This is a genomic window from Azospirillum himalayense (genome assembly GCF_042657465.1).
GTDB classification, from domain to species: domain Bacteria; phylum Pseudomonadota; class Alphaproteobacteria; order Azospirillales; family Azospirillaceae; genus Azospirillum; species Azospirillum himalayense.
This window is the reverse complement of sequence record NZ_JBHSLC010000002.1, coordinates 21919-46646: the sequence shown is the minus strand read 5'-3', so window position 1 is coordinate 46646 and position 24728 is coordinate 21919. Positions and strand designations below refer to the sequence as shown.

At 64.0% G+C, this 24728-nt stretch carries 30 protein-coding genes; 3 read left to right on the top strand and 27 right to left on the bottom strand.

Annotated features, from left to right (window positions below):
- Positions 1 to 10: 10 nt before the first annotated feature.
- A complete protein-coding gene (locus ACFPMG_RS00950; RefSeq protein WP_376993387.1) occupies positions 11 to 6361 on the bottom strand; it encodes a phage tail length tape measure family protein in 6351 nt (2116 codons plus the stop codon).
- Positions 6362 to 6485: 124 nt separating this feature from the next.
- Between ACFPMG_RS00950 and ACFPMG_RS00945 the strand changes: the two genes are divergently transcribed.
- Positions 6486 to 6785, top strand: a complete 300-nt coding sequence (locus ACFPMG_RS00945) for a hypothetical protein (RefSeq protein ID WP_376993386.1) — start codon at positions 6486 to 6488, stop codon at positions 6783 to 6785.
- A gap of 19 nt (positions 6786 to 6804) precedes the next feature.
- On the opposite strand, the gene ACFPMG_RS35405 is transcribed toward ACFPMG_RS00945, so the two are convergent.
- From ACFPMG_RS35405 to ACFPMG_RS00880, 14 genes are all read right to left on the bottom strand, one after another.
- A complete protein-coding gene (locus ACFPMG_RS35405) occupies positions 6805 to 7317 on the bottom strand; it encodes a phage tail assembly chaperone (RefSeq protein WP_465252017.1) in 513 nt (170 codons plus the stop codon).
- On the bottom strand, positions 7242 to 7754 hold the full coding sequence (locus tag ACFPMG_RS00940; RefSeq protein WP_376993385.1) for a hypothetical protein: 513 nt from the start codon (positions 7752 to 7754) through the stop codon (positions 7242 to 7244). The genes ACFPMG_RS35405 and ACFPMG_RS00940 overlap by 76 nt, the downstream gene beginning before the upstream one ends.
- 97 nt (positions 7755 to 7851) lie before the next feature.
- Positions 7852 to 8295: a phage tail tube protein gene (locus ACFPMG_RS00935; protein ID WP_376993384.1), complete on the bottom strand. Its 444-nt coding sequence runs from the start codon at positions 8293 to 8295 to the stop codon at positions 7852 to 7854.
- A gap of 88 nt (positions 8296 to 8383) precedes the next feature.
- Complete coding sequence (locus ACFPMG_RS00930; RefSeq protein WP_376993383.1) at positions 8384 to 8887, bottom strand: hypothetical protein; 504 nt, start codon at positions 8885 to 8887, stop codon at positions 8384 to 8386.
- Entirely contained in the window at positions 8884 to 9363 is a 480-nt protein-coding gene (locus ACFPMG_RS00925; RefSeq protein WP_376993382.1) for a hypothetical protein, read from the bottom strand. Before ACFPMG_RS00925 ends, ACFPMG_RS00930 begins: the two co-directional genes overlap by 4 nt.
- Positions 9363 to 10034 (bottom strand): hypothetical protein, encoded by a 672-nt coding sequence (locus tag ACFPMG_RS00920; protein ID WP_376993381.1) that lies wholly within the window; start codon positions 10032 to 10034, stop codon positions 9363 to 9365. Before ACFPMG_RS00920 ends, ACFPMG_RS00925 begins: the two co-directional genes overlap by 1 nt.
- A 3-nt stretch (positions 10035 to 10037) precedes the next feature.
- The gene (locus ACFPMG_RS00915; RefSeq protein WP_376993380.1) at positions 10038 to 10373 is read right to left on the bottom strand and encodes a hypothetical protein; all 336 of its coding nucleotides are present in this window, start codon (positions 10371 to 10373) and stop codon (positions 10038 to 10040) included.
- The gene (locus ACFPMG_RS00910) at positions 10370 to 11029 is read right to left on the bottom strand and encodes a hypothetical protein (RefSeq protein ID WP_376993379.1); all 660 of its coding nucleotides are present in this window, start codon (positions 11027 to 11029) and stop codon (positions 10370 to 10372) included. The genes ACFPMG_RS00915 and ACFPMG_RS00910 overlap by 4 nt, the downstream gene beginning before the upstream one ends.
- Positions 11017 to 11607: a hypothetical protein gene (locus ACFPMG_RS00905; protein ID WP_376993378.1), complete on the bottom strand. Its 591-nt coding sequence runs from the start codon at positions 11605 to 11607 to the stop codon at positions 11017 to 11019. The genes ACFPMG_RS00910 and ACFPMG_RS00905 overlap by 13 nt, the downstream gene beginning before the upstream one ends.
- A gap of 44 nt (positions 11608 to 11651) precedes the next feature.
- Positions 11652 to 11882 carry a hypothetical protein gene (locus tag ACFPMG_RS00900; protein WP_376993377.1) on the bottom strand — a complete coding sequence of 77 codons (231 nt, stop codon included), beginning with the start codon at positions 11880 to 11882 and terminating at the stop codon, positions 11652 to 11654.
- A complete protein-coding gene (locus tag ACFPMG_RS00895) occupies positions 11875 to 12240 on the bottom strand; it encodes a hypothetical protein (RefSeq protein ID WP_376993376.1) in 366 nt (121 codons plus the stop codon). The genes ACFPMG_RS00900 and ACFPMG_RS00895 overlap by 8 nt, the downstream gene beginning before the upstream one ends.
- Positions 12241 to 12288: 48 nt before the next feature.
- Complete coding sequence (locus tag ACFPMG_RS00890; protein ID WP_376993375.1) at positions 12289 to 12786, bottom strand: hypothetical protein; 498 nt, start codon at positions 12784 to 12786, stop codon at positions 12289 to 12291.
- Between the two features lie 60 nt (positions 12787 to 12846).
- Complete coding sequence (locus ACFPMG_RS00885; RefSeq protein WP_376993374.1) at positions 12847 to 14232, bottom strand: phage major capsid protein; 1386 nt, start codon at positions 14230 to 14232, stop codon at positions 12847 to 12849.
- 86 nt (positions 14233 to 14318) lie between these two features.
- Positions 14319 to 15014: a head maturation protease, ClpP-related gene (locus ACFPMG_RS00880; protein ID WP_376993373.1), complete on the bottom strand. Its 696-nt coding sequence runs from the start codon at positions 15012 to 15014 to the stop codon at positions 14319 to 14321.
- 299 nt (positions 15015 to 15313) lie between these two features.
- Between ACFPMG_RS00880 and ACFPMG_RS00875 the strand changes: the two genes are divergently transcribed.
- Complete coding sequence (locus tag ACFPMG_RS00875; protein WP_376993372.1) at positions 15314 to 15460, top strand: hypothetical protein; 147 nt, start codon at positions 15314 to 15316, stop codon at positions 15458 to 15460.
- Between the two features lie 682 nt (positions 15461 to 16142).
- Here ACFPMG_RS00875 and ACFPMG_RS00870 read toward each other — a convergent pair.
- From ACFPMG_RS00870 to ACFPMG_RS00820, 11 genes are all read right to left on the bottom strand, one after another.
- A complete protein-coding gene (locus ACFPMG_RS00870) occupies positions 16143 to 17483 on the bottom strand; it encodes a phage portal protein (RefSeq protein WP_376993371.1) in 1341 nt (446 codons plus the stop codon).
- Positions 17483 to 19447 carry a terminase large subunit gene (locus ACFPMG_RS00865; protein WP_376993370.1) on the bottom strand — a complete coding sequence of 655 codons (1965 nt, stop codon included), beginning with the start codon at positions 19445 to 19447 and terminating at the stop codon, positions 17483 to 17485. The genes ACFPMG_RS00870 and ACFPMG_RS00865 overlap by 1 nt, the downstream gene beginning before the upstream one ends.
- Complete coding sequence (locus ACFPMG_RS00860; protein ID WP_376993369.1) at positions 19398 to 19850, bottom strand: hypothetical protein; 453 nt, start codon at positions 19848 to 19850, stop codon at positions 19398 to 19400. Before ACFPMG_RS00860 ends, ACFPMG_RS00865 begins: the two co-directional genes overlap by 50 nt.
- A gap of 376 nt (positions 19851 to 20226) precedes the next feature.
- Positions 20227 to 20805, bottom strand: a complete 579-nt coding sequence (locus tag ACFPMG_RS00855; RefSeq protein WP_376993409.1) for an HNH endonuclease — start codon at positions 20803 to 20805, stop codon at positions 20227 to 20229.
- 363 nt (positions 20806 to 21168) lie between these two features.
- Complete coding sequence (locus ACFPMG_RS00850) at positions 21169 to 21348, bottom strand: hypothetical protein (protein WP_376993368.1); 180 nt, start codon at positions 21346 to 21348, stop codon at positions 21169 to 21171.
- The gene (locus tag ACFPMG_RS00845; protein WP_376993367.1) at positions 21345 to 21602 is read right to left on the bottom strand and encodes a hypothetical protein; all 258 of its coding nucleotides are present in this window, start codon (positions 21600 to 21602) and stop codon (positions 21345 to 21347) included. The genes ACFPMG_RS00850 and ACFPMG_RS00845 overlap by 4 nt, the downstream gene beginning before the upstream one ends.
- Positions 21599 to 21832, bottom strand: coding sequence for a hypothetical protein (locus ACFPMG_RS00840; protein WP_376993366.1), 234 nt, complete (start codon positions 21830 to 21832; stop codon positions 21599 to 21601). Before ACFPMG_RS00840 ends, ACFPMG_RS00845 begins: the two co-directional genes overlap by 4 nt.
- Positions 21833 to 21839: 7 nt before the next feature.
- Entirely contained in the window at positions 21840 to 22094 is a 255-nt protein-coding gene (locus ACFPMG_RS00835) for a hypothetical protein (RefSeq protein WP_376993365.1), read from the bottom strand.
- A complete protein-coding gene (locus tag ACFPMG_RS00830; RefSeq protein WP_376993364.1) occupies positions 22094 to 22282 on the bottom strand; it encodes a hypothetical protein in 189 nt (62 codons plus the stop codon). Before ACFPMG_RS00830 ends, ACFPMG_RS00835 begins: the two co-directional genes overlap by 1 nt.
- Complete coding sequence (locus tag ACFPMG_RS00825) at positions 22279 to 22515, bottom strand: hypothetical protein (protein ID WP_376993363.1); 237 nt, start codon at positions 22513 to 22515, stop codon at positions 22279 to 22281. Before ACFPMG_RS00825 ends, ACFPMG_RS00830 begins: the two co-directional genes overlap by 4 nt.
- A 4-nt stretch (positions 22516 to 22519) precedes the next feature.
- Complete coding sequence (locus ACFPMG_RS00820; protein ID WP_376993362.1) at positions 22520 to 23266, bottom strand: hypothetical protein; 747 nt, start codon at positions 23264 to 23266, stop codon at positions 22520 to 22522.
- 206 nt (positions 23267 to 23472) lie between these two features.
- On the opposite strand from ACFPMG_RS00820, the gene ACFPMG_RS00815 reads away from it, so the two are divergent.
- Positions 23473 to 23724: a hypothetical protein gene (locus tag ACFPMG_RS00815; protein WP_376993361.1), complete on the top strand. Its 252-nt coding sequence runs from the start codon at positions 23473 to 23475 to the stop codon at positions 23722 to 23724.
- A gap of 246 nt (positions 23725 to 23970) precedes the next feature.
- Here the strand turns inward: ACFPMG_RS00815 and ACFPMG_RS00810 are convergent, their stop codons facing one another.
- Entirely contained in the window at positions 23971 to 24465 is a 495-nt protein-coding gene (locus ACFPMG_RS00810) for a hypothetical protein (RefSeq protein ID WP_376993360.1), read from the bottom strand.
- Between the last annotated feature and the right edge of the window lie 263 nt (positions 24466 to 24728).

The following is a 24728-nucleotide window of genomic DNA, read 5'->3' as shown; positions in this document are numbered from 1 at the left end:
GAGTGGTGGATTAGGCCGCGCTTGCGGCTTGCTTAGACTTTGTCCTAGTGATCGCCGTGGTGAGCGCCGCCGTCTGGGCCTTCAGGCCGGCGTCCTCCATCAGCGCTTGCTTCTGGATCATCGTCGTGTTCTCGCGGTTGGACGCCTCGACCACCGCGATCAGGCGGTTGACCGCTGCGACCACTTCCCCGTTTGACGGGCCACGGTTGCTGTTGGCCGCCGGCATGACCATGGGCCGCATGGACGGGAGCGCCCGATGCTGGCGGATGTAGTCCAGCATGGGCTTGGTCTCGCCCGTCACCCCAGCCGTTGGGGTCACGTACTCCCCACCGGCAAGGCCGATGAGGCTCCCATCACGGTACCGCGCAGCCACGCTATCGACGCCGGGCAGACCGTTTCCGACCACGCCGCCGTCAGCATACCCACGCTCCCAGGTCCGCCCCTGCCCGGCGCCCCACTGCGTATAGTGGGACAGCGGAGAGTTTGCCGGGTTGCTGCTCCACCAATCGGCAACGTCTCCGTACCGGGTCAGATACAGTGCGTCGCCGGTCGTCAGCACGGTCGGGCGCGGGGCAGCCGCCAACGCGGCGACGGCCTCGGCACCCCACTGCGTTCCCGTGATCGCCTGCACGATGGCCGCGGTGTTGACGAACGCCTGCCTCGCCAACTCGTCCAACTGCCGGATGATCATGCTGGTGGTCTGGAGCTGCACGACCTGAAAACCTGTCGTCAGGTCGCGCATGGCGGTGCTCGTCACGGTCTCCGTCACATCGTTGGTGATCCAGTTGTTCAGATACCGATCAACCGTTCCGCTTGTGGCGGTCAGGATGTTGCGCTGATCCTGGCTTAGGGATGTTGCTCCGCCGAGGATGCTGTTGATGGTGCGGTCGATGGTGCCAGTCTGAGCATTGATAATGTCCATCTGGTCTTTGGTGAACGTGCCCTTGTTCTCCAACCCCAACTTCAACACGCGCGTGTATTCGTCGGCGGCACCGAACAACAACTTCTGTTGCTCAACAGAAATGTTGCTCACGTCCATTGTGCTGAGCTTCGTCAGGATATCCAGGGGTTCGACAGTCCCCGCGATGATCTCCTTTTGACGACTGCTCAGCGCTCCCCAGGCGGCCTGATCGTAGGACAACGCTATTGCGATGTTGGTCGCTTCGAGGTTGTTTGTGATCAGCCGCTTTTGCAGATCAGTCAGCGCGTTCCACTTCTCCGCATCGTAGACGATTGACAGAGCTTGGCTCGCTCCCGGAAGAGTTCCAGTGATAATCTGCCGCTGAAGGTCCGTGAGGGATGCCCACTTGGCAGTATCGTAAACGACGCTGATCGCCTGCGTCGCCCCCGGAAGAGTGTTCGTGATGATTTGCTTTTGCAGATCGGTCAGAGCACTCCACTTCGCCGTGTCGTAGGCCACAGAAACACCCTGAACGGCACCCGGAAGAGTGTCGGTCAGTATTTGTTTCTGCAACGGCGTCAGCGCTTCCCATTTCGCCGTGTCGTAGGCGACGGACACGGCTTGCGTGACCGGGTCCAGCGTCCCGGAAATGATCCGCTTTTGGAGGTCCGACAGGGACGACCAGTAAGCCGGATCAGCCGAGATGGTGGCGATTTGCCGGAGCGGAGGCAGCGTACCCTTGATGATGTCCTGCTGCAGCTTCGGCAGGTTGTCCAGCGACGTTTGGTCAAAGCCGACAGAGACGATCCGGCGAAGCTGATCCTCAAGTTCAGCCCTCAATGCGCCAGATATCGTGACCCTGATCCCGCCGCCGAGACCATCGACCGATGCCTTGAGGTCGTTGATCGCCTTGACCACCGGATCGTCCGGAGTGAGCTGCGCCGATTTGGCGAGGTCCCCAGTGATGTCCGCCAGATCCAGGAAGTAGGCCGTGGTGCTGCCGTTGACCGCTCGCGACGCGTCGACGAGAGCCTTCGCGGCCTCCGTCTGGCGGGCAAGCTGCTCCGCCGTCGCCTGGGAGCCGATAGCCGCCGACGCTGAGGCGTACTCGCTTCGAGCGTTGGCGTACCGGTCCTGGGCAGACAGGCCGCCGGCCTCTCCGGTCAGGAGGGACAGGAGGTAGGACCGGGTCGACGTGGACGCAGAGGCAAAAGCCTTCTGCGCCTCGGCATTGGCCTGCGCCGCTTTGGCGGCCTGCTGAGACGCTAGGGCCTGCTTCTCGATGGCCTGGACCTCTAGGATACGTGCGCGCATAGCGTCGGTTGACGCGTCTTTAAGCTCACTTGCCCATTTGGTCTCGGCCTCCATCCGGTCGTACTGGTCCTGGGTGATCTGCCCAAGAGCGAGATTTGCCGCCCGGATGCGCGCCGCAGCGTCGACCTCGTAGGTGTCAAGCGCCGCCTGCTCAAGCTGACGCTTCCTTTCGGTCGCGAAAGCCACAGCCACGTCGTCAATGCCCTTAAGGGCCTCCGCCATGGCCTCAAGGTGCTTGACGTCCAAGCTGTTGACGAGCGCGCTCATCTGGGCGCCGTACAGCTTGATTGCTTTGTCCGGCGACTGACCAGCGGCCAACATCGCCGTTGCGTTGGCCGCGAACGTGGCGTTGATCGACATCGCCCGGTCGACGCCATCGAACCCCTGCGCCGCTCGAATGCCGGCGTCAAGGATGCGGTCGGCGCCGGCCCGGAAGCTGTCCGCCAGTCCGGTCACGGAGAGGCCCAGTTTCTCCGCCGCGTCACGCGTTGCGATGAAGCTCTGCGCCGCCGCCTGGACAGTCGTGGCCGTCTGGTCCGGCTGCGCCTTGCCGAGCATGTCGAAGACCTTGGCGAAGTCGGTCGCCGCAAGCTGCAGGTCCGCGATGAACTGTTCGACCGAGCCTGTGATGCCCTTGTCGAGCACCAGTTGCAGGTTCCCGGCAACCTGTTCCGTCAGGCCGCCCTTCTCGAAGCCGTCCCGCATGTCCTCGGCGAACTGCTTCGTGAACCACTGCACGAGACCGGCGGCATCCTCCTTTCCGAACTCCGCCTTCTCCCCGCCGTACTCAGCCCGGAGACCATCCCGAGAGCCGACCGCGACAAGCCCCTTTCCGGCGATCTGAATGCCGGGCAACAGAGCTTCTAGCGTGGCGGCAAGCTGCTGAACCTGCCCACCAAGCGCAGACGCGGCGTCCCGGTTCTCCTGGCTGTACTTGCTGCCGGTCTGGCCGCCAACCGTGGCCTTCCCGGAAGCGAAGTCGAGCGACACGTTGCCCTCCATGTTGGAGGGCTTGTTGTTCCCGAACAGGCCGCCGAGTAAGCCGCCACCAGCACCGCCGATCAGGCCACCGAGAAGCGTCCCGACGCCCGGCACGATGGAGCCGATAGCCGCACCGGCCAAACCGCCGACACCGGAACCGACCGTGCCGCCCACGGCATTCCCGCCGACAAGGCTGTTCAGCAGCGAGCCGGCCCCGAAACCAAGACCAGCACCGCCCAAGAACTGCGACAGGCTGGCCCCGCCGAAGATGCCCTGGGTACCCGGAAGCATCGGCCCGACGAAGTTGGTCCCCGGCCCGAAGCCCATCCCCATACCGAAGGAGTCGATGGAACTGGTCAGGCTGAAGCCCCCGCCGGGGAACAGCTTGTCCATCAAGCCGCCACCGGACAGGGTGTTCAGGCCGGAAGCCCCGGACAGCAGGTTCCCAGCGCCGCCCATGCCGCCCGATTGGGCGTTCTGGTTGGCCGCTCCCCCACCGAAGAAACTCCCGAACGTGGCAAGGTTTGTCCCGAACACAGCGTTCTTGATGGGGTTGATCGCCATCATCCGCAGGGCAAGGGTTTGGAACTCCGCCCCCAGACCCTTGATGGTGTTCCTCCAGGATTTGGTGGCGTCTTCTCCCTTCACCGTGGCGTCCACGACAGACGAAAGCGCCTGGTCTCCGAACCGCTCAAGCTCCTGGTAAGCCTGCGCAGAGCGGTCGATCTCCAGCCCTTGACGGGCCAGGGCTTCGGCATTGGCGAGGTAGGCCGCGCCCTCCGCCGACGTGGCATCGATATTCCGGTTGCGCAGGTCGATAAGCGCCTGCGTCCGGGCCATCTCCAAGGCGCGGACTTCGGCGGAGGCCCACATCAGATCAAGCTGCTTCTGCCCCACCACGAGCTGGTCACGCTGCTGTTGCAGCATCCCAGCCGCCGCCAGCTTCCGCGCCGCCGCGTCTTCCTCCGTGATGGCCTGGGTCTTCCGGGCGATCACGTCGAGGAGGACCGTTTCCGTCTCGGCGTTGGCGTTCACCAGCGCAAGACGCTCCTGTAGCGTGGCTTGCTCGATCTTGTAGGCCAGTTCCGCCGCCTGCTGAGCCTGCACACCCTGCATGGCCGCCGCGGCGACCTTCTGGCGAGCTTCGGCTTCACGCTCCAGAGCCGGAACCTGCTGCGCACCGGCAAGAGCCGTCTGCGCCGCCTTCTCCGCCATGAGTTGCTTCGCGCGGGTGTCGGCGTTGACGCCCGTGGAAAGCTCCTCCTGCTTCGCCTGCCGCAAGGCTTCGGCATACGCGCCTGCCGCCTCACCAGCCTGGAGATAGGCGGATGCGGAAGCCAGCGTATACTGAGCGCTTGCCGACAGTTGGATGTTGGCATCGGCGATGCTGGCCGAAAGCCCGATTTGGGCGCGACGCTCGGCCTCCAAGCGCTCGGCTCTCGCAACCTCTTTGGTTGCCCCTCGCTCGATAGCGGCGTTGTACGCCTCGACACCGGAAACCGCGACCTGACGAGCGGCGCCCGTCTTTCGCATCGCCTCGGCCCAACGATCCGTTGCTTCCTGCGCGCGGTTTATACGGTCCTTTTCCGCCTCAGACATACCCGGCGGTTGCGCGCCAGATGGAGTCGCTGTTCCGCCTGCCGCTCCATTGCCGCCAACACCCTTGGTGGCCTTGTTGGCTTCTTCAGCGGCCTGCGCCAAGGCATAATATTGCCCCTGAAGTTCCGCAACCTGCCGCCGGAGCATTTCCACACCGGGTCCGGATTGCCCCTTTTCCACGGCGGATTGCAATTGCGCCGTCTTCAGGTCAAGCGCCTCCAGGACGCTCGCCATCTCCTTTGCGCGCGCCTCGTTCTGGGTGTCCGGCGTGACCCACTTGATCATCTGTGCGACGATCTTCGCACCTGTCGCCACTCGCGGATCCTTAGTCCACCTCTCGACGAACTGGTCCCACGAGTTCCACATGTCGCGCATGGCTTCGGAGAAGTCGTTCTTCATGGAGCGCGAAGCCCCATTCCAACGCTGCTGAAGGTCGCCCATGATCAGGCCGAGTGCCTTCATGCGGTCGCCTTGCTGCTCGGCAGCACGCGCCGCGGCCAACGTGTCAGCCTTGATGCCGGGAAGTTGGCTAGCCAGTTCACTGAACCCTGCCGCTCCCGTCTTCGCTGCTTCGCTAAGCTTCGCGGCCCATTCCGACGCCTCTCCGCCCATGACGGACGAAATGTTGACGCTTAGCTCGGAAATATCCTTCAACAGTGCCGTGGACTGGATACGGGTGTTCTTGATCGCGACCTCAAGCGCGGCCATGACATCTGCGCGCGATACGCCCTGCTCATCCGCCACCTGAAAGGCGATCTGGCGCAACTGATCTGCCGTAGCAGACAGTCCAGGGTTCAGCGTCCGCATGATGCCGTCGAGACGCCGACCTTCGCTGCTGATGCTAATCAGTCGAGACACGAGCACCGCGGCTCCCGCCGCAGCGATGCCGAACGCCCCCGCCATGGCAACAGCGGACATCCTGACCTTCGGCATTTCGGCGCCGCCAGCCTGCAGCGCCTGGACTATTTGGCCAGATTGCTGTGTGAAAATCTGCATGGGCTGTTGGCCCATGATCAGACCGGACACGACGTCGTTGATCTGCGGGCTCAACGCCTGCATCTGCGCCCGAGTAAGGCCGAGCGCATTCGTCAACTGGCCGGCGGCCTGCGTGTGCGTCGCCATGACCTTCGCCGAGCGGATCTGAGCCGTCTCGTGATTGATCAGGCCTTTCGACAGATCGTCCGTGATCTTGGTCAGTTCAGCCGAGCGACCCGTGAGTAGGGTCATGCGCTCCACGCGCTGCTGATCGGTGATCAGACCCTTTCGGAACTGCGCATCCACGGTTTCCGCGGCGCGGGCAAGCTTCTGCTGCGACTCCGCGAGACGCTGATTGGCACCGTACAGCGGGTCGAAGGCGCGCAGAAGGTTCTCAAGCTCCTGGGCGTTCCGACGCGTGACCTTCGCCGACGCATCAAGCGTCCGCTCCCCACGGGCGACGGCCTGCGCCAGGTCGTCAGAACTCTTGGCCGTATTTTCGAGAGCCGCGGCGAACTGGCGCGCGCCATGCTCAGCCTGACGGGCGTCGATGGTCAGGATTGTGACGATTTCGCGCGTATCGGTCGCCATCGGGCGCTCTCCATAGAAAAAGGCGCCGCAGATTGACCGGGCGCCTATATGGTTCGAATGCTAAGAGTCGACTCTTTCGGATAGACGCGCCACAATTCGCGCCTTTTTCGTGACGGGGGACGCCATGACAACCTTTATTCACCCGATGAACGCGGGCTACACCGAGACAGTCGGCGTTGGATCGGTGATCCTCACCGCCCTTCTCGGCCCGCTCTACCTCGTCTATGTCCGCGCGTGGTTTGCTGCCCTCCTGACGCTTGTCATCGGCGGACCGTTGTTGGCGTTCCTCACAATGGCGACGGCATCGGGCGGGAATGTCGCGGCAGTGATCCTGTGCTACGTGATCGGCTCCGCATCATGGGGGCTGGCAATGGTCCCGCTAATTGAAAAGTCGTACCTTCGTCGGGGCTGGAAGCTGGCGTGAGGCCGCCCATCAAGGCGGCCTATCCGAATAGATCGAACGCCCGCTCCAGCCTGCCCCGAAGTTCCACGCTGTCAATTTCGCCGTCATCGGTGGTCGGAGGGTTGCTTGTGGCTTCCGGGTTCGGGATGATGGACATCCACAGCCGGTCCAGATCCCGAAGGACTGCCACGTCCCAAGGGGACGGCTTGTGCCCGGACAGCCGGGACCATGCCGCTATGTCCTGGTAGGTTATGCAGCAAGGCCCCATGCCACCGGATGCCCGAGCATCCGATAGCTCATGGAACCAGTTCCACAGATAGCCCAGAACGGATGGGAAAACCGGGCCTTCCAAGCGACGCTCAATCTTGTGCCGCGCTGCCGGATCAGCCCGGTCCAACTGCCTCGTCAGAAGGTCTCGCTCACTGACCTTCTTTTTGTCGGACGTGTGAGCGAGCCTGAATTGATACTCCGCGTGCCTCAGGAGATCGCCGCGAAGCTCTTGATAAAACCCTCCTTCGCGTTCACCGCCCCGACGATCTGGTTGAACAGCCATTCCTTGGCCGGGTCGGCGAGGAGCTTCTTCGCCATGTCAGGCGAGAACTCGATCAGGGCGCCGTCCAGCTTCACGGGGCTGAAGCCCAGAACGCGGGTAGCGACATAGGCGACGTTGCGCTCCCGCAAATCGGCGATGGTGCGGTTGTCCGGCAGCGGCGGCTTGTTGGCCTTGATGCGGGCGATGTTCTCCGCCTGCCGCTTCGACTCTTCATCGCGGTTGCGCTTGGCCGTGGCCTCGTCCAGTTCCAGCGTGACCGGGTGAGCCGGCCCAGCCAGCTTCCACACCCACGTCGTTTCGGCGCCCGAAACCGGGTGGCGAACGCGGTATTCCAGCGTCTCGCTGTAGGACAGGTCGGCCAGATCGCCGATGTCCTCAAACTTCTGGGCGGCGACGGTCACAGCTTCGGTGGTCTCGGTGATGTCGTTCTCGTACATGTCGGGGTTCCTTTGTGAATGGGGTGTCGGGGTGTCGGGTAGGTTGGGCGACGCCGCCCCGACAGCAGCGCCGCCCGCTCTCGCGCGAGAGAGCTTATTAGGCCGCCGCCACGCGGGTGATGGCGCCCTGGATGCCGAGCTGGATTTGCGCGGTGACGACGTTGTTCACCTGACCAGGGTTCTCGGTGTAGGTCATGACCCTCGCCTTGAAACGCCGGTAGGACCCGTGGGAGCCCTCGCTGTCGTTGTATTCCAGGCGGAAGTTGTAGAGGGAGTCGCTGTCCAGAGCGGTCAGAACGTCCTCCTGGCCGGCATCGCCCACGTCCATCGCGAGATCGATGGTCATCGTTCCGCTGTTGTAGGCGCCCTTGAACTTCTGCGTCTCGCGGTTCGCCACCGGGTTGTGAGTGACTTCCTGGTAGGACTTGCCGAAAGCCGAGACGTTCGTCACCTCGCCGATCAGCGTGTAGGTGTCGCCGCTGGGGTTGGTGGCAGTGGTGCCGATGGACAAAGTGTAGCCCGCGCTGGTTTGTGCGGTCATGATCTACTCCTAGTGATGAACGCCGCGCAGACAGCGGCAAGGGCTCCGCCCAGACCATCCGGGCAGAGTAAAGTTGGAACTTCTCTGGTTAGTCGTTCAGCCAGTCACCTTCGAAGGGATGGCCGAGTGCTTCTCGCGTCCAACCAGACATTGACCGCACGCGGTCTTTGATCTGCGGCATGTGTTTCGTCCACCCCATGCGGTATTGGGCCAGCCACCGACGCAGGGAGTCAGACTCATAGAAGTGCGGCCCATCATCCAGCGGCGCCCCAGCCACCACGACACGATCAGCGCCATGTTCCAGGGCGATCCGGACAGCGTAGAGGGCGCTGGTGCCGTTCCATTGGTCCCGCTTCGGGAATGTCTTGCTAACGCCTGCGGCCTGCTCTGGGGCGAACAGCGGCCACTTACCGGGGCGGGACGCCCGGAACTCCTCCGCCTGCTCATGGTGAAGCGTCGCCCCGGCCCACAGGCGCCCCTTGTACGCGCCGATCATCCGGTTGACGGCGATGACCTTGGCCGGGCGACCTCCCCATGCAGCAAGATCATCCCAGACACAGGCCGCTGATCCGACCACAAGGAACGTGTTCATTTCTGCTCCGTCCGGTAGAGGTAGAGCCACGGCACGGTGACAACCCGCACATAGCGGTTGCCTTCCTCGTACCCGGCAACGTCGTCATCAACCCGCGGGTCTTCGGTGACGAGGCGTTCGCCATCAGGCCGGTTGTCGATCATGGTCAGGCGGTCGAAAGCGGCGATCAGCGCATCAACTTCTGCGTTGATGACAGACCTTCCCGTGCCCTGCCCGACCGACAGATAAAAGCGGGCCATCCCCATCAAGCGGTGAGATCGCTTCCCCTCGCTGTCTTTTCCGACTGGCATCGTTTCGTCCCGGCCGGAGATTATTTCAGCCTCAATGGCCGGGACGGGCACCCCATCATTCGTCACCGGCATATCGCCATCTGACGTGCTGGTTCCGCTCGGCCAGACGCCGTTGGGCCAGCGGACGGGGAAGGTTGCCACCGCCCCTAGCGCCTCCTCGAACGCCGCTTCAATAGGGACGATCATCAATCCACCTCCACCACAATGCAGGGCCAGCGGTCGCGCGACTTGTTGCCAGCCTTCCCGCCGATGAACTCGCCACCGACGAACCCGCGGTAATCGAAGCTGATCTTGACCGGGTAATTCGAGAAGCGCCGCTTCATGGCGCGGGCGGTGATCTCATAGACGCCGTTCGGTGCCTGCGCGGACAAGCCGGGGCGCCGCTCCGTCTTCTCGCCGGCCCTGCTCTTGATGCCGCCTTCGATCTTCCGGGCATAGGGCTTCGAGTTCAGGAAGATTGCCGTCTGGCCCGGCTGAACCTCAATAGGTTGGCCGCCCTGCCCGACCTCATGGCGCACACCGTCGATGTAGAGGTGGTGAGCGTCCTTGTAGTGGCCGTCTTTGCCAGGACCGACAGGCGAAGCGCGTAGAAGCTCCTCGAAGATGGCGTCCAGCACATCGCCAATCGGGCTGATGTCGTACTCGATCACGCCGCCGTACCTGACAGAGCCTTCGTCAGCATCGCGCCGGCCATCGACCACCGTGGTTCGCGGATAGACGCCCTGCCTCGCCTCCAGGTCGGCGATTGCCTTCATGGCCGTCTCAGCGTGGATCTTCCGGAACGCCTCTGGCGATATCGTCGCCTGTTTCACCAGCGCGATTTGCTGGCGGAAGTTGGCGATGGGCGTAGCGGCCATACGTCACCCCATAAAGTCGGCTTCGATCCTGACCACCTGCCCGCCCATCATGACGGGCCAGACGTAGGTGATTTTCCGCTGCATACCGTTGAACAGGACGGCATCGTTGATCTTGAGGGGCAGCGTCACAGCGGCCCCATCGGCGGTGAAGGCTGTGGGGGATAGGATCGCGCGGAACGTGCCCTGCCCGCTCGTGCTCCCCGGCCTTAACTCCTGCGCCGAGAGACCCTTCACCTTGGCTTGGCACTCCACGTAGGCCGCGCCACGATAGACACTCACAGGTGAGCCGGAGCGGGCCAGAGAGGCATCCAAGCGGGCGATGGTGCTGGCGGGGGTCATGCGATCACCGTGTTGCTGTAGGGCGCCAGACGGGACGCCACTTCCGCCGGCAGGCCGTTGACCAGTTGGACCTTGCCAGCGTCCATGAAGGTCACCTCGTCCACGCCGTCCACGTCGATGCTGCGGAGCAGAGGGTCACCGCGGGTGTGGGCGAACCACCTGTACCTCACGGCGTCTGTGACGGCGCTGGAGAGTGCTGCGGGCATGTCGCCCTGCGCCCACCCTCCGGACCCGGTGATGACCACCCTGCCCCGCTCCCAGCGGGTGCGCTCGCCGTTGCTGTCCAGCCGGTACAGCAGCCCGGCCATCGGCTGCACCTCCACGTCGTCGGCGACGGTCAGGGACACGCCGTCAACGGTCACGGTGGAGACGCTGAAGGGGATACGCCATGGCAGGATCAGCGGGGACGGGTCAAGGCTGTCCGGCACCTCAGACGAGCGGTAAGCGACCGTCACGGCTTCGGTGAGGAACGTGCGGCGCCCGAGCTGGTCCGCAGCCACGGCGCAGACCTCGCACACGTTGTCGGACAGTTCCTTGATCCACCGCGTGAGCAGCGTGTCGTTCGTCGTGTCCGTGATGCCGAGTTCGGCCTTGACCGTCGCCAGCGTCACCAGCGAGCGATCAGCGACGGCAGCGGAGACGGTCAGGGTCGGCATGTCGGCTTCCTCAGAATGTCGTCGATATTGACGCGCCGGAACTCATCAAGCGCCGATCCGGGCGTTGCGTTCAGCACTTCCACGCCAACGGCAAGGGCCGCGACATTGAAGCCGCGCCAGCCGTCCCGGAATACGCCGCTGTATGGGTCATCGGCCACGGTATAGCGGTCGTGCCAGTGGGTCACTCCGTCGACCTTCCGCATGTCGTAGCCGAGCAAAACTACACGCCGCGCGCCCATGGCGATGGCAAGGGACACAGCGGTATGCCCGCTGGATGCCCCGAGCTTCAGAACCGGCTGGCCGACCGTGAAGTCAGGCCGCTCCACCAATTCCACTCGCAACAGCCGGTCCGATGCCGCCTTTGCTGCCCTGGATGCGGTGACCGCAAGGCCGGGCCATCCGTCTATCAACGGCCGGTTCGTCTCAAAGAAGCTGTTGTCATGGAATAGTAGGACGTCAGCCCACGGCAGGCTGTATCCCGCAGCGTTGCAGGCGATGACGCGCCGGCCGCGCAGCCTGCCGAAATCAAAGCCGCGCAGGCTTGGGCCGCCGCCGATGGCGTAGACATCCTGCCCCAAGAACACAGGCTCAGGGGTCCAGAAGTCGCAGCCAGGGCGCATGGTCATTCCTCGGGACGAAACGCCATCTCCACGAACCGAGAGCCGTCCCAAGTCGTTCTCAGCGTGCAGATAGCGGAAACACAATCCACGTCTGGCACGTCGTTTCCACTGATGCGAAGGATCGCCGTCCCGCTCGATGCGTCAAAACGGACGTCCTCAACACGCACCTCCGATTTTGCCGCACCGAATAACCGTTCAGCCAAAACCGGAAGAGAGACTTTGACATCAGGCATCTTGGCTTCCCTCGGTTGCGGCAGCAGCCCGCGTTGCGATCTCCAGCGCCATCTCACGGAGCTTGGCTTCGCCCGTCCGGTGATGAGGAGTGGCGCCATGGGCTGACAGATACGCGCGCAGCGCGGCCTCATCGGCAGTCAACGGGTCGAATTCGTCCGATACGCTCGCGCCGGCAGTGCCTTCGGGAGGGAGATCGGAAACAGGGTCGGAGACGGGCGGGGCAACCTCCGTCGCAACGCCGCGGATCACCCACCGATCCACCGAAGCGCGCGGCAGTTCGTAGGTCTGCCCGGCCTCAAACGTCGTGCCCGTGCCGTCCTGAACGACGCGGGTCTGAGAGAACAGCGCAAATGGCATTGGTCATCCTCCGTGGCGGGGCGCCCGTTTCCAGGCGCCCGCACCGGGTCAGTCGACGATGGCGGACGGTAGGGTGCCGCTCGCATAGCGCGGCTCGTGCATGAAGTAGAGCATGCAGCCGATCTGCGCGTTGGTGCCGACGTCCGAAATGGCCGCCTTCAGGCAGTCGAAGCCATTGGCGATGTCCAGATCTTCGGCCATCACGTCGATGACCCAGATCTTCTGGACTTCCGCAGACGTGGCGTCGGTGTAGGTGTTGCCGGCGGCCTGCGTGACGGTGGTGAAGGTGCCGACGCTGGTGAGCGTGCCCTGCTTCACGTCGATGCGAGTGAAGTTCAGCGCCTTCACGCCGGTTCCGGAAACGTCCTGCGCCTGGGTCAGGGTGATCGTGGGATCGTCGCCCGCGGTGCCGGCGGCGGCGAAGAACACGATGGCGCACCGGCCATAGTCCTTCAGGCTCACATAGTCGCCCGTCTGGGCGGAAGTCATGGAGACCGGGACGAAGCCGGAAACCACCTGCGTCTTCTCAAGGAAATGCTGGTTCATCGTTCATTCCTCTGTGTTTGGTCAGCCGTGATGGGGCGCCCTTTCGAGCGCCCGGCATCATCAGGCGCGCTCGGCGAGGGCCACGGCCCACGAGCGGGTGCTGTTGCCGTTCTGCGGGGTGATCGAGGAGCCCCAAGCCGGCTGGCCGGTCACGCGGAACATGAACCGGAAGGCGGTGATGGCCTGATCGAAGAACAGGTGCATCGACACGTCGGTCTTGATGTCCTGACCCTTGGTCAGGGCGTAGTACTGCGACAGATCGACCAGGATGATATCGCCCAGATCGCCCAGCGTCTTGCACGCCTCCACCGGGATCACCGGACGGCCCTTCAGGGTCGCATACGGGCTGGTGGAGAGGCCGCCGGCCGGCAGGTAGACCGGGACAGCGGTGCCGGTGCCGGGGAACGCCAGAGCGTCGAGCTGCGGCTCGATGTCCTGGTTGATGAGCCACACCGCGTTGCGGCGGCACGGCGCATACATCCGGCTCCAGATCTTGGAGATGTTGTTGAAGACGATGGTGTCGGCGGCCTGCGAGTTCTCCTTCGCCACCGTGACCAGCGACGGAGCACTCAGGATGCCCAGCGGCTTGCCGACGCCATTCCCGGAAACGATGGCGGTGTTGATGGCCGAAACCATCTTGGCCGGCGCCTTGGCGTTCAGCCAGCTCTCCAGACCGGGCGCGTCCTCGCGGAGTTCGTCGGTGATCGGCACCAGACCGAGCAGCTTGTTGAGCCGCATGGTCGTGGTCTCCAGGGCCGGCTTGCTCTGGGTCGCCTGCGCGGCCTCGCTTTCCCAGTAGACCTGGATGCCGCCGCTGGTCTGCCACGGAGTGGTTTCGTCCTTGGGGACGACCATGCTGTTGGAGCCGGTGACGAGCTGTTCGCAGCGGGTCAGAAGGTTGTCCTCGTTCATCACCTTCTGCCAGATGGACCGGCGGAACTCCGGCGGCACGAGGAAGCCGCCATCGGCACCAGCACCTTCGTTGCCGTAGGTGGACGCGACGTTGCTCATGCGGGTGAGCGCGGACTCATTCCGGGAGCCGGCATCCATCACGGTCTTCGCGAACTCGCCGAAGTTCCGGAAGCCGTGGCGCGGGTCGCTGTTGCGCGGGGTCGGGGCGATGGTCTGGCGCGGGCCGGTGGCGGGGCCGTTGCTCGGCTCCGGCGCGGTGCGGCGACCAGGGCCGTTGGTGATCTGAATGGCCTCGCGGGCGGCGATCTGCTTCGAGAGCTTGTCGATCTCCGTCTTGCTGGCCTGCACGGACTCCAGTTCGTCTTCCGTCAGATCGCGCCCCTCTTCGTCGGCGGCGTTGACGATGGCCTCGGCCTCGGCCTGAAGCTCCTGCTGACGAGCGCGCAGGTTTTCGATGGTCCCGACCGCCATCATGACGATGACGCCGGCCGGGAAGGTCAGGCCAGAGGCGGCCAAGTGGGCGGCCTTGTTCATGCGTGTACTCTCCATGGTTTTCCGCCGCAGGACGCGGCAAGGGAGCCCGCGAATGCGGGCAGAACCGGCTTGCGGCCGGAAAGGGGTTAGGACTTCAGCGCAGCCACGGCGGCGGCGCGGTTCGGTCGAAGGGCGGCGGGGAGATTGCGGAAGCGCTCCGGGTGCTTCACGCTCGCCGCAACCTTCATGTTCTCGACGATCCGGTCTGCGAACCCGGCGGCTACAGCCTCCGGTCCACTGAAGTAGGTCTCGTCGTCCATCCACTTCTTCACCTTGTCGGGGTCGGACTTCGACCGGGCGACGTAGGTTTCGCGGATGGTGGTGTTCACGCTGTCCAGTAGGTCGGCGGTACGCCGCAGGTCGTCAGCGCCACCGGATGCCACGGTCCACGCATTGTGGATCATGAAGAAACCGCCCTCGGCGATCTCGATTTCGTCGCCGGCCATGGCGAGGAACGACGCCGCGGAAGCGGCCCATCCGTCGATATGGACGATGACGCGGGCGCTGTGCTGGACGAGCTGCGTGTACATCGCGCGGGCGTCCATCACCGATCCGCCTTCGCTGTTGATGCGGAGGTGGATCGTCTTGACGTTGCCGAGCTTCTTCAGGTCTTCCGTGAATTGCTTGGCCGTGACGCCCTCGCCGAACCAGTCGGCACCGATGGTGCCGTAGATGTAGATCTCACCGGTATCGCCACGGTTGACGATCCGATAGCCCTGATTTCCGGGCGCAGAAGATCGGGCCGGCGGGCCTTTCGCCCCCGGCAGATGGTGGACTGTCATGTTCATCTTCCTCAGTTCAGCGCCAGGAACCGGACCGTCTGTCCGTCGATGATCGCTTCGCGCACCATGACGTTGCGCAAATCGTCGGCGGTGAGAGCCGCGTTGTACTCTTCGGCCCATACAATGGTTGATCCATCGGCACCCTGTGGGCCAGCCGGACCAACAGGGCCTTGCTCGCCACGCGGACCGGCGGGGCCGCGCTCGCCTTGCGGACCTTGCAGCCCTTGAGGACCACGCTCGCCTTTCGGACCAACAGGGCCTTGCTCGCCCTGCGGGCCCATAGGGCCTGAAGCCCCAGGTTGGCCGTCATTTCCGCGCTCACCCTGCGGCCCGGCCTCCCCCTGTTCTCCGCGCTCGCCCTGCGGGCCAACGACGCGCCCAACGACTTCTTGCGTGCCGTCGCTGAAAGTCAGGACGAGACGAGCTTCACGGTCGATGACCGATGACGTGATAGAGCGCCCGGCCAAGCCGTCACGCCCGTCGCGTCCCGGATCGCCGCGCTCACCGCGTGGCCCAGCCGGGCCAACCGGCCCTTCAGCGCCTTGCGACCCCGTCTCGCCACGCTCACCCGCCGGCCCAACTGGTCCTTCAGGACCGGGCGGCCCGATATCGCCAGGGATGCCTTGGGCGCCCTGCGGTCCAACGGGGCCGGGCGGCCCTATTGCACCAGCCGCTCCGGGTTCTCCGCGCTCACCGGCCGGGCCGGTCGCCCCCATCGGGCCGACATCACCAGGATCGCCCTTGGCACCCTGTGGTCCCGGCTCTCCACGCTCGCCCTGCGGTCCGACGCTCCCCATCGGTCCAGGGGCGCCCATCGGCCCAACAGGGCCAACATCCCCTTTTGGCCCTTGAGGACCAGCCTCGCCGCGTGGCCCCATCGGTCCTGGCTCGCCCTGCTCACCCATCGGGCCGGTTTCCCCGCGCTCGCCCATTGGGCCTTGGGGACCGAGAGCGCCGGGCAACCCGTCCTTTCCGTCCCGGCCATCGCGACCGTCACGGGCAATAGGTCGACTCTCAAGCGCTCCGACACGCCGCAGAACGGCGTCAAGGATGCCGTAAACCGCTGCCCATGGCCCCTTGGAAGGCTGTCCGTCGTCCCGCTGAACGGCGCGGGCCAGAATGACCGGATCATTCCCCGACATGCTGAACCTCCATCATGGCAGCCATCGACTGGATAGCGGCCATCGCTTGCCGTTCTTCTGGAGAGGGATCAGGCGGCGGTTCGGCGCGTGTCTGATCGGTCGCCGGCTCTTCGCCAATCCGCTCAAGCGTTGTGTACTGCGACTGGACGATATGCTTGTCCCCAGCCGGTCCTATGGTGTTTTCGTCTTCAAGCTGAAGGATGCGGTTTGCGTTGAACGCGCCGACTTCACGCATCATCTTGTAGTATTCACCGCGGCTTTTCACGTCGCCACGCATCAGGGCGTTCATGTTGATCTTGGTGTAGAACCCAAGGCGATTTTGCGTCCCAAACAGCTTGTAGTCCGCTTCGTCCTCGAAGCGCTTCACCCAAGGGGCGATGCTGTCAACAACAACCTCGATGCCCTGATGCTCGATGTTGTTGTTGGTTGACCGCAGAAGGTGCGCCACCTTGTGGGGCGGCACACCGAACCACCGGCATATTTCATCGACAAGGTGCTGGTTCGCTTCGATGAACTGCCCCTTATTCGGCTCGATGCTGGTCGACTTCCATTCTAACCCGATGGGGACGAACAGCGCCTTCAGCCAACGGCGGGGGCCGCCCTTATGCTTGTTCTCCAGGTCGGCTTGGGTGCGCGCGACAGACGTCGGATCGACCTTCCCGGTCTGCTGAAACACGCCGTTGACGTTCATCCCGTTTCCGAAAAACGCCGATCCGAACAACTGGAGCGCCCGCGCCCATCCAATGCTTTCCGCGGCATAGGAGATGACGTTGACGCCAACCGGACCCTCCCCGAAACCGCGGATATGAAAGACATCCATCTGGTCAAGTTCAGATTTTCCGCCGGTTCCGTTGTTCACCTCGTAGACCAATCGCCCCGTCGGCAGATCACGCTTGACCTCCACCCGCTCCGGATGAACCGGCCACAGCGCGATTGGGCGCCCCACCCCATCGCGCTCGATTTCGGCATAACCATTGCCCCACCGGAGCGCCCAGTGGGTCAACGTCTCCCGGAATTGGAACGCCGACCATTCCGGGTTCGGGCGCTTCCACAGCAACCAATCGACCGGATGCCGCTTCGCCAGTTCTCCGCCACTCTCCGTCTCACGCATCACGTGCCACGGCAGAACGGCGACCGTCTGCGACAGATACCGAAGGCATGCCCAAACCGCAGGAACCGTGACCGCGGTATCCGGCGTCACCACCGTACCGCCCAAGGTCCGACCGCTGTACGGTATCCGGCTCTCATCAGGCTCCCTCGGCTCCGTCGTCTGACGGACGGCCAAGATGCGGTTGATGGAGCTGCGCAGGGCGTTTCCGATCTTCATCACCAGAAGTCCTCGTCATCGTCGTTGCGCGGCGCCCATTCAGCGGTAGGTTGCGCCTGTTCGTCGGTCTTTTGCTGGTCCGCTAGACGGTCAAGAATGTCGTGGATGGACTCGATTTCCTGTTCTGGCTTCAGGCCGCTTGTCGCTGCGCCCACCGCCATCGTCAGAGCCACCAGCGCATCAATCCGGTTCACGGCCTTGCGCTTGGAGAACCACCGATTGTCGAAGGCGTCTGGTTCCGTGGTCGCCGACATCATGGCCGAGATCAGAACCGGGCTTCGGCGGAGCCGGATGCGCCCTTCCAGGATCAGAGCCTCCAACTCCTTCACCGATCCGGGCATCCACAGCCCTTGCGGCGGCTCTGCGCCGTCCAACCGGGCCGCCTCGACCTGTTCGTCGGTCGGCTTGGCGCGACGGACGCCACCTTGCGGGTGCTCTACAAGCGGGATCGTCAGACCCATCGCATCAAGCTCGGGCTCGAACTTCGCTTTGAACCCGTACCGGTCATAGGCAAGCGCCTTGATCTGGTACTCCGTCGCCATTTCCGCGACACGGGCCGCCACAAAGTCCATACGGATGATCTTCCCTGGCGGGTCGTTCAGCCATCCATCCCGAGCCCAGACATCGTAGGGCGCCTTGTCGCGCATGGCGCGTTCCGCCAGCGTGTCTCCGGGGCTCCACGCCTCCACCCACGCGTCGAAGGTCGGCAGTACGGCGACCCCGCCGTCTGGCCGCAACACCTCCGTCGTGCCCGTCTGGACCACACACCCTATCGCCGTCATGTCCTGAGACGCCGACAGGTCGGCGCCAAGGAACACTTCAGCTCCGGCATGCTCCGCCGGGTCGAACTCATCCAAGACGCTCTCCAGCGCCTCTCGGGACATCCACGCTTGATCCGCGTCGGTCCACTGGCAGAAGTGCAGACGCAGGATGCCGTTCAGCTTGCCGGGGAGGGCCTTGGCTTGCTTCACCACGTCCGCCAGATATTCCCGGCTGATCGTGACGCCCAAGAGCGGGTTGGCCTTTTCCCAGCACGACGGGTCGTTCAGCGGGTCATCGCCCTTATCCAGGGCGCACACAAAGCTGAACGTCGTGTCGTCAATCACCTCGCCGACGTAGGTGAACAGGTCATCCGGCGTCCGCGTCCCCGCGGCAACCCGGACGGCGTGCTCGTGTTCTTCCCAGCACACCGAGTTTCGGTCGGAGCCGGAGTTAGTGATCATCAGCAGGAGCGGTTGCCGGCGGAACTTAAATCCGCGCTCCAGCATCTCCATGATGGTCCGGTCAGGATGCTCGTGCACCTCATCACACAGGGCGAAGTGCGGTCGCGGGCCGGAGCCCGTCTTGCCGGCATCCTTGCTGATCGGGCGGAAGAAGCTCTGCGACGCGTGGTGAGCGATATTGAACTCGCGCCCCAGGCCGCCGGAGAAGGCCAACCGCTTCAGCAGCGCCGGAGACTTCCGGACCATCTTGCAGGCGTCCTGAAACAGGATGCCGGCCTGATCCTTCTTCGCCGCCGCAGCGTAGATCTGTGCACCCGGCTCGTTGTCGGCTGTCATGCCATACAGGCCGATCCCACCGGCCACCGGGCTTTTGCCGTTTCCTTTCCCTTGCTCGATGTAGGCCCGGCGGAAGCGCCGCGTTCCGTCTGCCCGCTTCCATCCGAAGATGCTTCCGATGATGAACGCCTGTGAAGGGTGCAGCGCGAGCGGCTTCCCCTCAAACTGGCCTTCGGAGAGCTTCAGCACCCCCTCGAAGAAGTTCCAAGCGTGCTTGGCAGCATCCAGGTCCCACGACAACCCGCGCTCATGGCCCGAAGCCAGATCGTCGATGTGACGGCGGCAGGCGTTCCGCACATGCGGTCCAGCCACGAACTTGCCCGCGATGACGTCTTGGGCGTAGGCGGTCGCTCGGTCAGTTGGGTCGATTGAAGAGAGCGTCTTCCGGGTCTTCTTCGTCGCCATTCGACACCGTCACCTTTGTCGCGTCAGCCGGCGTTGCGCCCATCTGCCCAAGGCACTGGCGCAGCAGGTTGAGCGCCTGCACTCCGACGTCTTGCCCAGCGATCAACCGGGCGCGAACATTCACAGCGATTTCCAGAAGAGCCCGATGGGAGTCATTCAGCCAAGGAAGCTCATAGGCGAACTGGTGCCACACCGCCGCCTGATCCGGAGACATCCAAACCGGCGGGCTGCCGAGCGGTGACGCCTTCGGATCGGTTCGTGGCTTAAAGCGCTGAGGGTTCTTGCCAGACTGCCCAGAAACCGCCGCTTTAGCCTTCGGAGTTCGAGGCATTGGCATGGATATTGCCCTCAACATCTGAACTGTGGACGCGCGCAGAGTGGCCCAGACCGGTTTTTCGGTCACGACCGCCCGGAGGATCTGGACGCCCCTACCCCTTGGCTGTCACCGCCGCTTCGGGTCGAGCGGCCATCCATCGGCATCGCACCCACGGATGACGAAGTGCGCGACGTTCTGTCCGCCGCCACCTCTCGCCCTCTCCCTGTGCGCTTGCTCGTGGTGTTCGTTGCAGAGGGTGACGCCGTTACTCACGTCGAATGGAGCGCCGCCAGCCTTGATGGGCTTCTCATGGTGAGCTCTGGCCTTGCCCTTGCCGCTCACGTCGCAGCCACATACCTTGCAGCGGTAGCCGTCCCGCTTGAGGACGGCCGCTCGCCATTTGTAATGGCGGGGATCGGAGTAGATTGGATCGCTCGACTTCCCCGCCATCTCGTTCCCCTAACTAAGCTTGAGCACCCTTGCCCTTGCTGGCAGGGCCGAACCTACCGCGGGGCTCTGACACGGCCCGCTCTGGGCTCCACCCTTCCGCAAGCCGGCGCTTCAGTGACTGCCGCGATATGCCTATGTCAGCCGCCCATTCGGTGATGCACCTCGTTCTCCCGAACGCGGTGACCTGAAGGCCCCGCAACCTCATCTTTGCCCGCATCTTTGCAACCCCGCGCGCCTGATTGCAGGTCGGGCAGGATGCCACAAGGTTCCCCGGATCGTTGTTGGCCCTGTCGTCGTCAAGGTGGTCAACGTGCATGTCATCCCAAGTCACGGTGATGCCGCAGTGATGACAACAGAACGGCCCGTCTCCATGGTGATCGTGGTACACGCGGCGATGCTGGTAGACGTATTTGGAGCTTCCTGCGGTAGCCAGCGGATGCCCTGGATGATATTCGACGATGTAGCCGTGTGAGTGCTCCAACTCCGGCTTCGCCACTCGGTCATAAGCCGAACCCTTGCGCCACCATCGTTGGTAATGAACCTCACAGTACGGCGAGTTATGCGAGCGCCGCTCCCTGTCGCATCCGTCCATCGTGCATCCGCCAGGGGATCCGGTAGGTCTGCCACCATCCATAGGGCTGCCGGTTCGGCGCAAGCGGTCGTAGTGCATCGCGCACAAACCGCGCGCCATCATCCGCTTCCCGCATCCATCAATGCTGCAAACCTTCGTCGGCTTCGCTATGCTGCCTTCAGCCATCGTTCACGCTCCACTCAGCGGTTCATGGTTAGGGCCGGCGGCGCTGCTCCAACAGCGTGTCGGCCCGCTTCTTTTCTACCACTTCCGAAACGGGCGTTCTAGGTACGTTCCGCCGGCCATGCCGTTACCTCCGAGCGACGATGAGAGCCGCGGCTATAGCCAGGAGGGAGGAGGTGGATAGGATGGTGATGGAGAGGGTCACAGCTTGATCCTGTGATCCGTCAGCCGGGCGCCGCGGGCCATGCTGTGCTTGATGCGTTCGGAGCGTTCGGCGTGGCGACGCTGCGTCTCGGCGAGCTGGTCACACACGGCGTTGACAACCTCGGCCTCCTGGGTACCGGCGTGAGCGAGGGCAAACTTGCGGATGGCTTCGATCATACCGGCTCTCCGGCGGCGACACGCTGCATGATCGTCAGCAGGGTGGCGGCGTCCCAATCCTCAATGCCGGCGGAAAATCGGTCGGTCACGTCTTCGTCCTCTCGAAACACCCGGACGTCAATGCGGCGCAGCGTGTTGAGCGCTCCGCAGCTATCGTCAGCGGCGATGCTGATTTCGTACCCGTTCAGTTCCAGCTTCATGCAGACGGAGGAGCCTGTGCGCCGGGTGACGATGGGCGGGTGGACGTAGATCATACCGGCTCTCCAAAGTCGGGACGTTCCCCGGTGCCTCCCGGCCAGCGGGCAGGCTCCACGGTCAGTTCGTCGCCGTCCGTGTCGTCCAGCACCATGCCGACCCAGCCATCAGGGATCAGGCGATCCACTGACCAAGGGCTGTCCGAGAAGGCGGTGGCGCCGCGGCCGGGAGGGTGGATGCGCTCGATGATGCGCGTGGCGTCTTCCAGGGATTGGCTCAGCGTCTTCATGACAGCCTCACATGCGAAAGACCGTGATGATCCGTTCGGGCGGCGCGGCCACCCAAGCTATCCGGCTGCGGTGCGTGAACAAGTAGTAGACGCCGCTGAACGAGCGCGTCATGCCAGCCTCGTGAGCAGGGCACGATGCCTTCAGCTTGGGCCATAGCTTCTGTCCGACCTTGCGGGCAGCCTGCCATTCGGCCTCAGGGTCCAGACCAGCGCAGCGTTCACGCCACCGTTGCTCGGCGTGGTGGGTTAGTTCCAGCGCCATCAGTGGACGTGCGGTGAGCCGCCCTTGGCCGCCATGATGTAGCCGTTGCCCATGTCCGCCGGGCGACCAGCCAGCATCTTCCACACGACGGCGCGCGGGATCGTGTCGCCCTTGCCGTACTGGCCGATCCGGCCCTTCACGACGACGTGGCTCCCGTCCTGCTGTTCACGGGTCTCAAAGCGCTTCATGACAGCATCTCCCTTGTCCGTTGGGCCAGTAGCACAGCGTCCTCGTCCAGCCGATCCCGGAGCGGCGGGTCCCTGCGCTCCATCGCGCTCGTGGTCTCCGCCCATACGGCGTTGGCCCGGCGGCGCTCGATGGTCTGCGCATCAACGCGGGCCATCTCGTCATCGTGGGAAGAGGGGCGGCAGGTGCATTCCCCGTCGTCCGACATGCAGGTCTCGGCACAGCGTCCGGTCATGGCGTCAGCCCTCCACAGGATGTTGAGCAGCCACACCGACACCCGCGCAGCAGGCACACTTGCGAGCGGGAACGTGCCGGCCGGTCTTGCTGTCCAGGCGGTGCCCGATCTGGAACACCCCGCCGTGGCCGAACCGCTTTCCGCATTCGTCGCAGCGCTCCAGAAGCCACCGCCTGAACTGCTGCCACGGGTGAACCTGGAAGCGCCAATGGTGGACGTGCCAGCGAGGATGCCGCCACCATGGCCGCTGCTCCCGCAGGATGTTGCGGGCGATGCTGGCGAACAGGCCGGATGCCGTGTCCTCGCGCCAATACGGCGTGTCGTTTTCGCTGTTGCTGTGCCAGCCGGGAAGGTGACAGAGCGAGCCGCGGAAGTTCGTCGGGCTGTGCGTCCAGAGGCAAGCCCACTCGCTGGCCTGCGCGAAGGAGACCTTCAGATCGAGGACGCGAGCAACGTGCACGATGGCGCCGCGCACCAGCATCTCGGCCTGAACCTGGTCGTCCATCGACTTGATGGCGGCCCGCTGGAACCACGGCTCCCGTGCCTCGATGTGTGCTAGGTCGGCGATGCGGCGGCGCTGCTCCTTCGTCAGCTTGGGGAACGTCCAACCGCAACTGTTATCCGTGCCGTCCGTCTCCGGGTCTACGTGCCAGATCGTCACCAGCGAGTTTCGGTATCCCTCGGGGAATAACTGCGTCCTGCGCTTGATGGGCGATCTGATTTCGAACGCGACCGTCATGGGATCGTGCATGCTTCAGTCTCCCCAGGCCCCAGCGCTGCAATCCCGCGCGCGGAGCGGTTGCCGTAATCGGCCGCCGGAGCCTGGAGAGGTTCCGTTCAGCCGCGCTCATGCCCAATTGCAGTAGGGCTCAAACTTTCTGCTATTCGCGCGGTATTTTCCCATTGATACACCGCGCGACGTGCGGTATAACCATCTCATCAACAACGGAGGCCCCAATGCTGCACCACGAAGCAACCACCGCCCGTCACGTTTACACCGTCCGTGAGGGCAGCATCTTTACCCGCGGCGTCATTGACTCCAGTCGCCCCGGCTTCCTTGTCGAAAAACAGCCGATCAATCAGGCCACCGGAAAGCCGTGGCAGGCTAAGCGCACCGTTAAAATGTTTGAGGCCGACGAAGTGAACAAGGCTATGCGCTTCTGGCTCTACACCGTCACCGCGGCCAAGAAGGAGGATGCGCCCCGCTAAGGGCCGCCACCACAACATGACAAACTCTGATTTTCGCGAATGGCTCAATCTTATGGGCTTCAGTCAGGCGAAAGCCGCTGAAGCCCTGGGGCTCGGCGAGACTACCGTGAATGGCTACGCCACCGGAAAGCGACGCGGTGACGGTGGACTGGTGGACGTTCCGCTACACATCGCCCTTGCCTGCTCTGCCCTGTATCATCGCCTAGAGCCGTGGGGTAAGCCCTAGTCATCCTGCGCCGGTTGCGCTCACCGGGCCTTGACCAGCTCGCTGACTAAATCCAGGGCTATCCGCATCTCTTCCCTGGTCACAGCCGTGGTTAAGCGGCCCTCGATGTCGCCAATACGCCGTTTCAGGTCGCCGACGCCGCTCTCCAAGAGGCGGACTTCGGCCACCACGTTGTGGACGTTCTGGTCAACGCGCTGGAGCTTCTTCGCCATGTCCGAGAGGATCGACAGGACTTCCTCGTTTCGCTTGTCGGCTTCAGTCGGCTCGGGCGGCGGGACGAATGCCCTGGGGGCATCCGATGTCCCTTCCCGTGGAGCGCGACCGAAGTAGGCCATAACCAGCGGCTTGAGCTTGCCGGCATTCTGAATGGCGACCACCATCACCACAGCAGCAGCAAGAATAGCTATGCCCTGGTTGATCGGGTGGGTGCCAGCCCAGAGCTTCTCGGGGGCGAACCACCGGTTATCCGGGGTCTCCGTGATCTCCGTCAGCTTGGGAGGCGGAGCGGCGACCATGCTCACTTCTCCGGGCACGTCACGCCACCGGAGACGGCGCGGCGGCTCCGCGTAAGTCGCTGTCATCGTGCATAGGGGGCCTCCAGCGTGGGGCCGGTGGCCCTGTAGGGGTACGGCAGGCAAGCGCGCGGGGGACGGGGGATTGGCGCGGGGACGCCTGACGCGATGCCTGCCGTATCTCGGTGTTCGGAAAGATGTTTCCGCTTAAGCCCAAAGCAGAAAAGCCCGCTCGGGCTAACCGGCGGGGCAATGTCGCATCATGG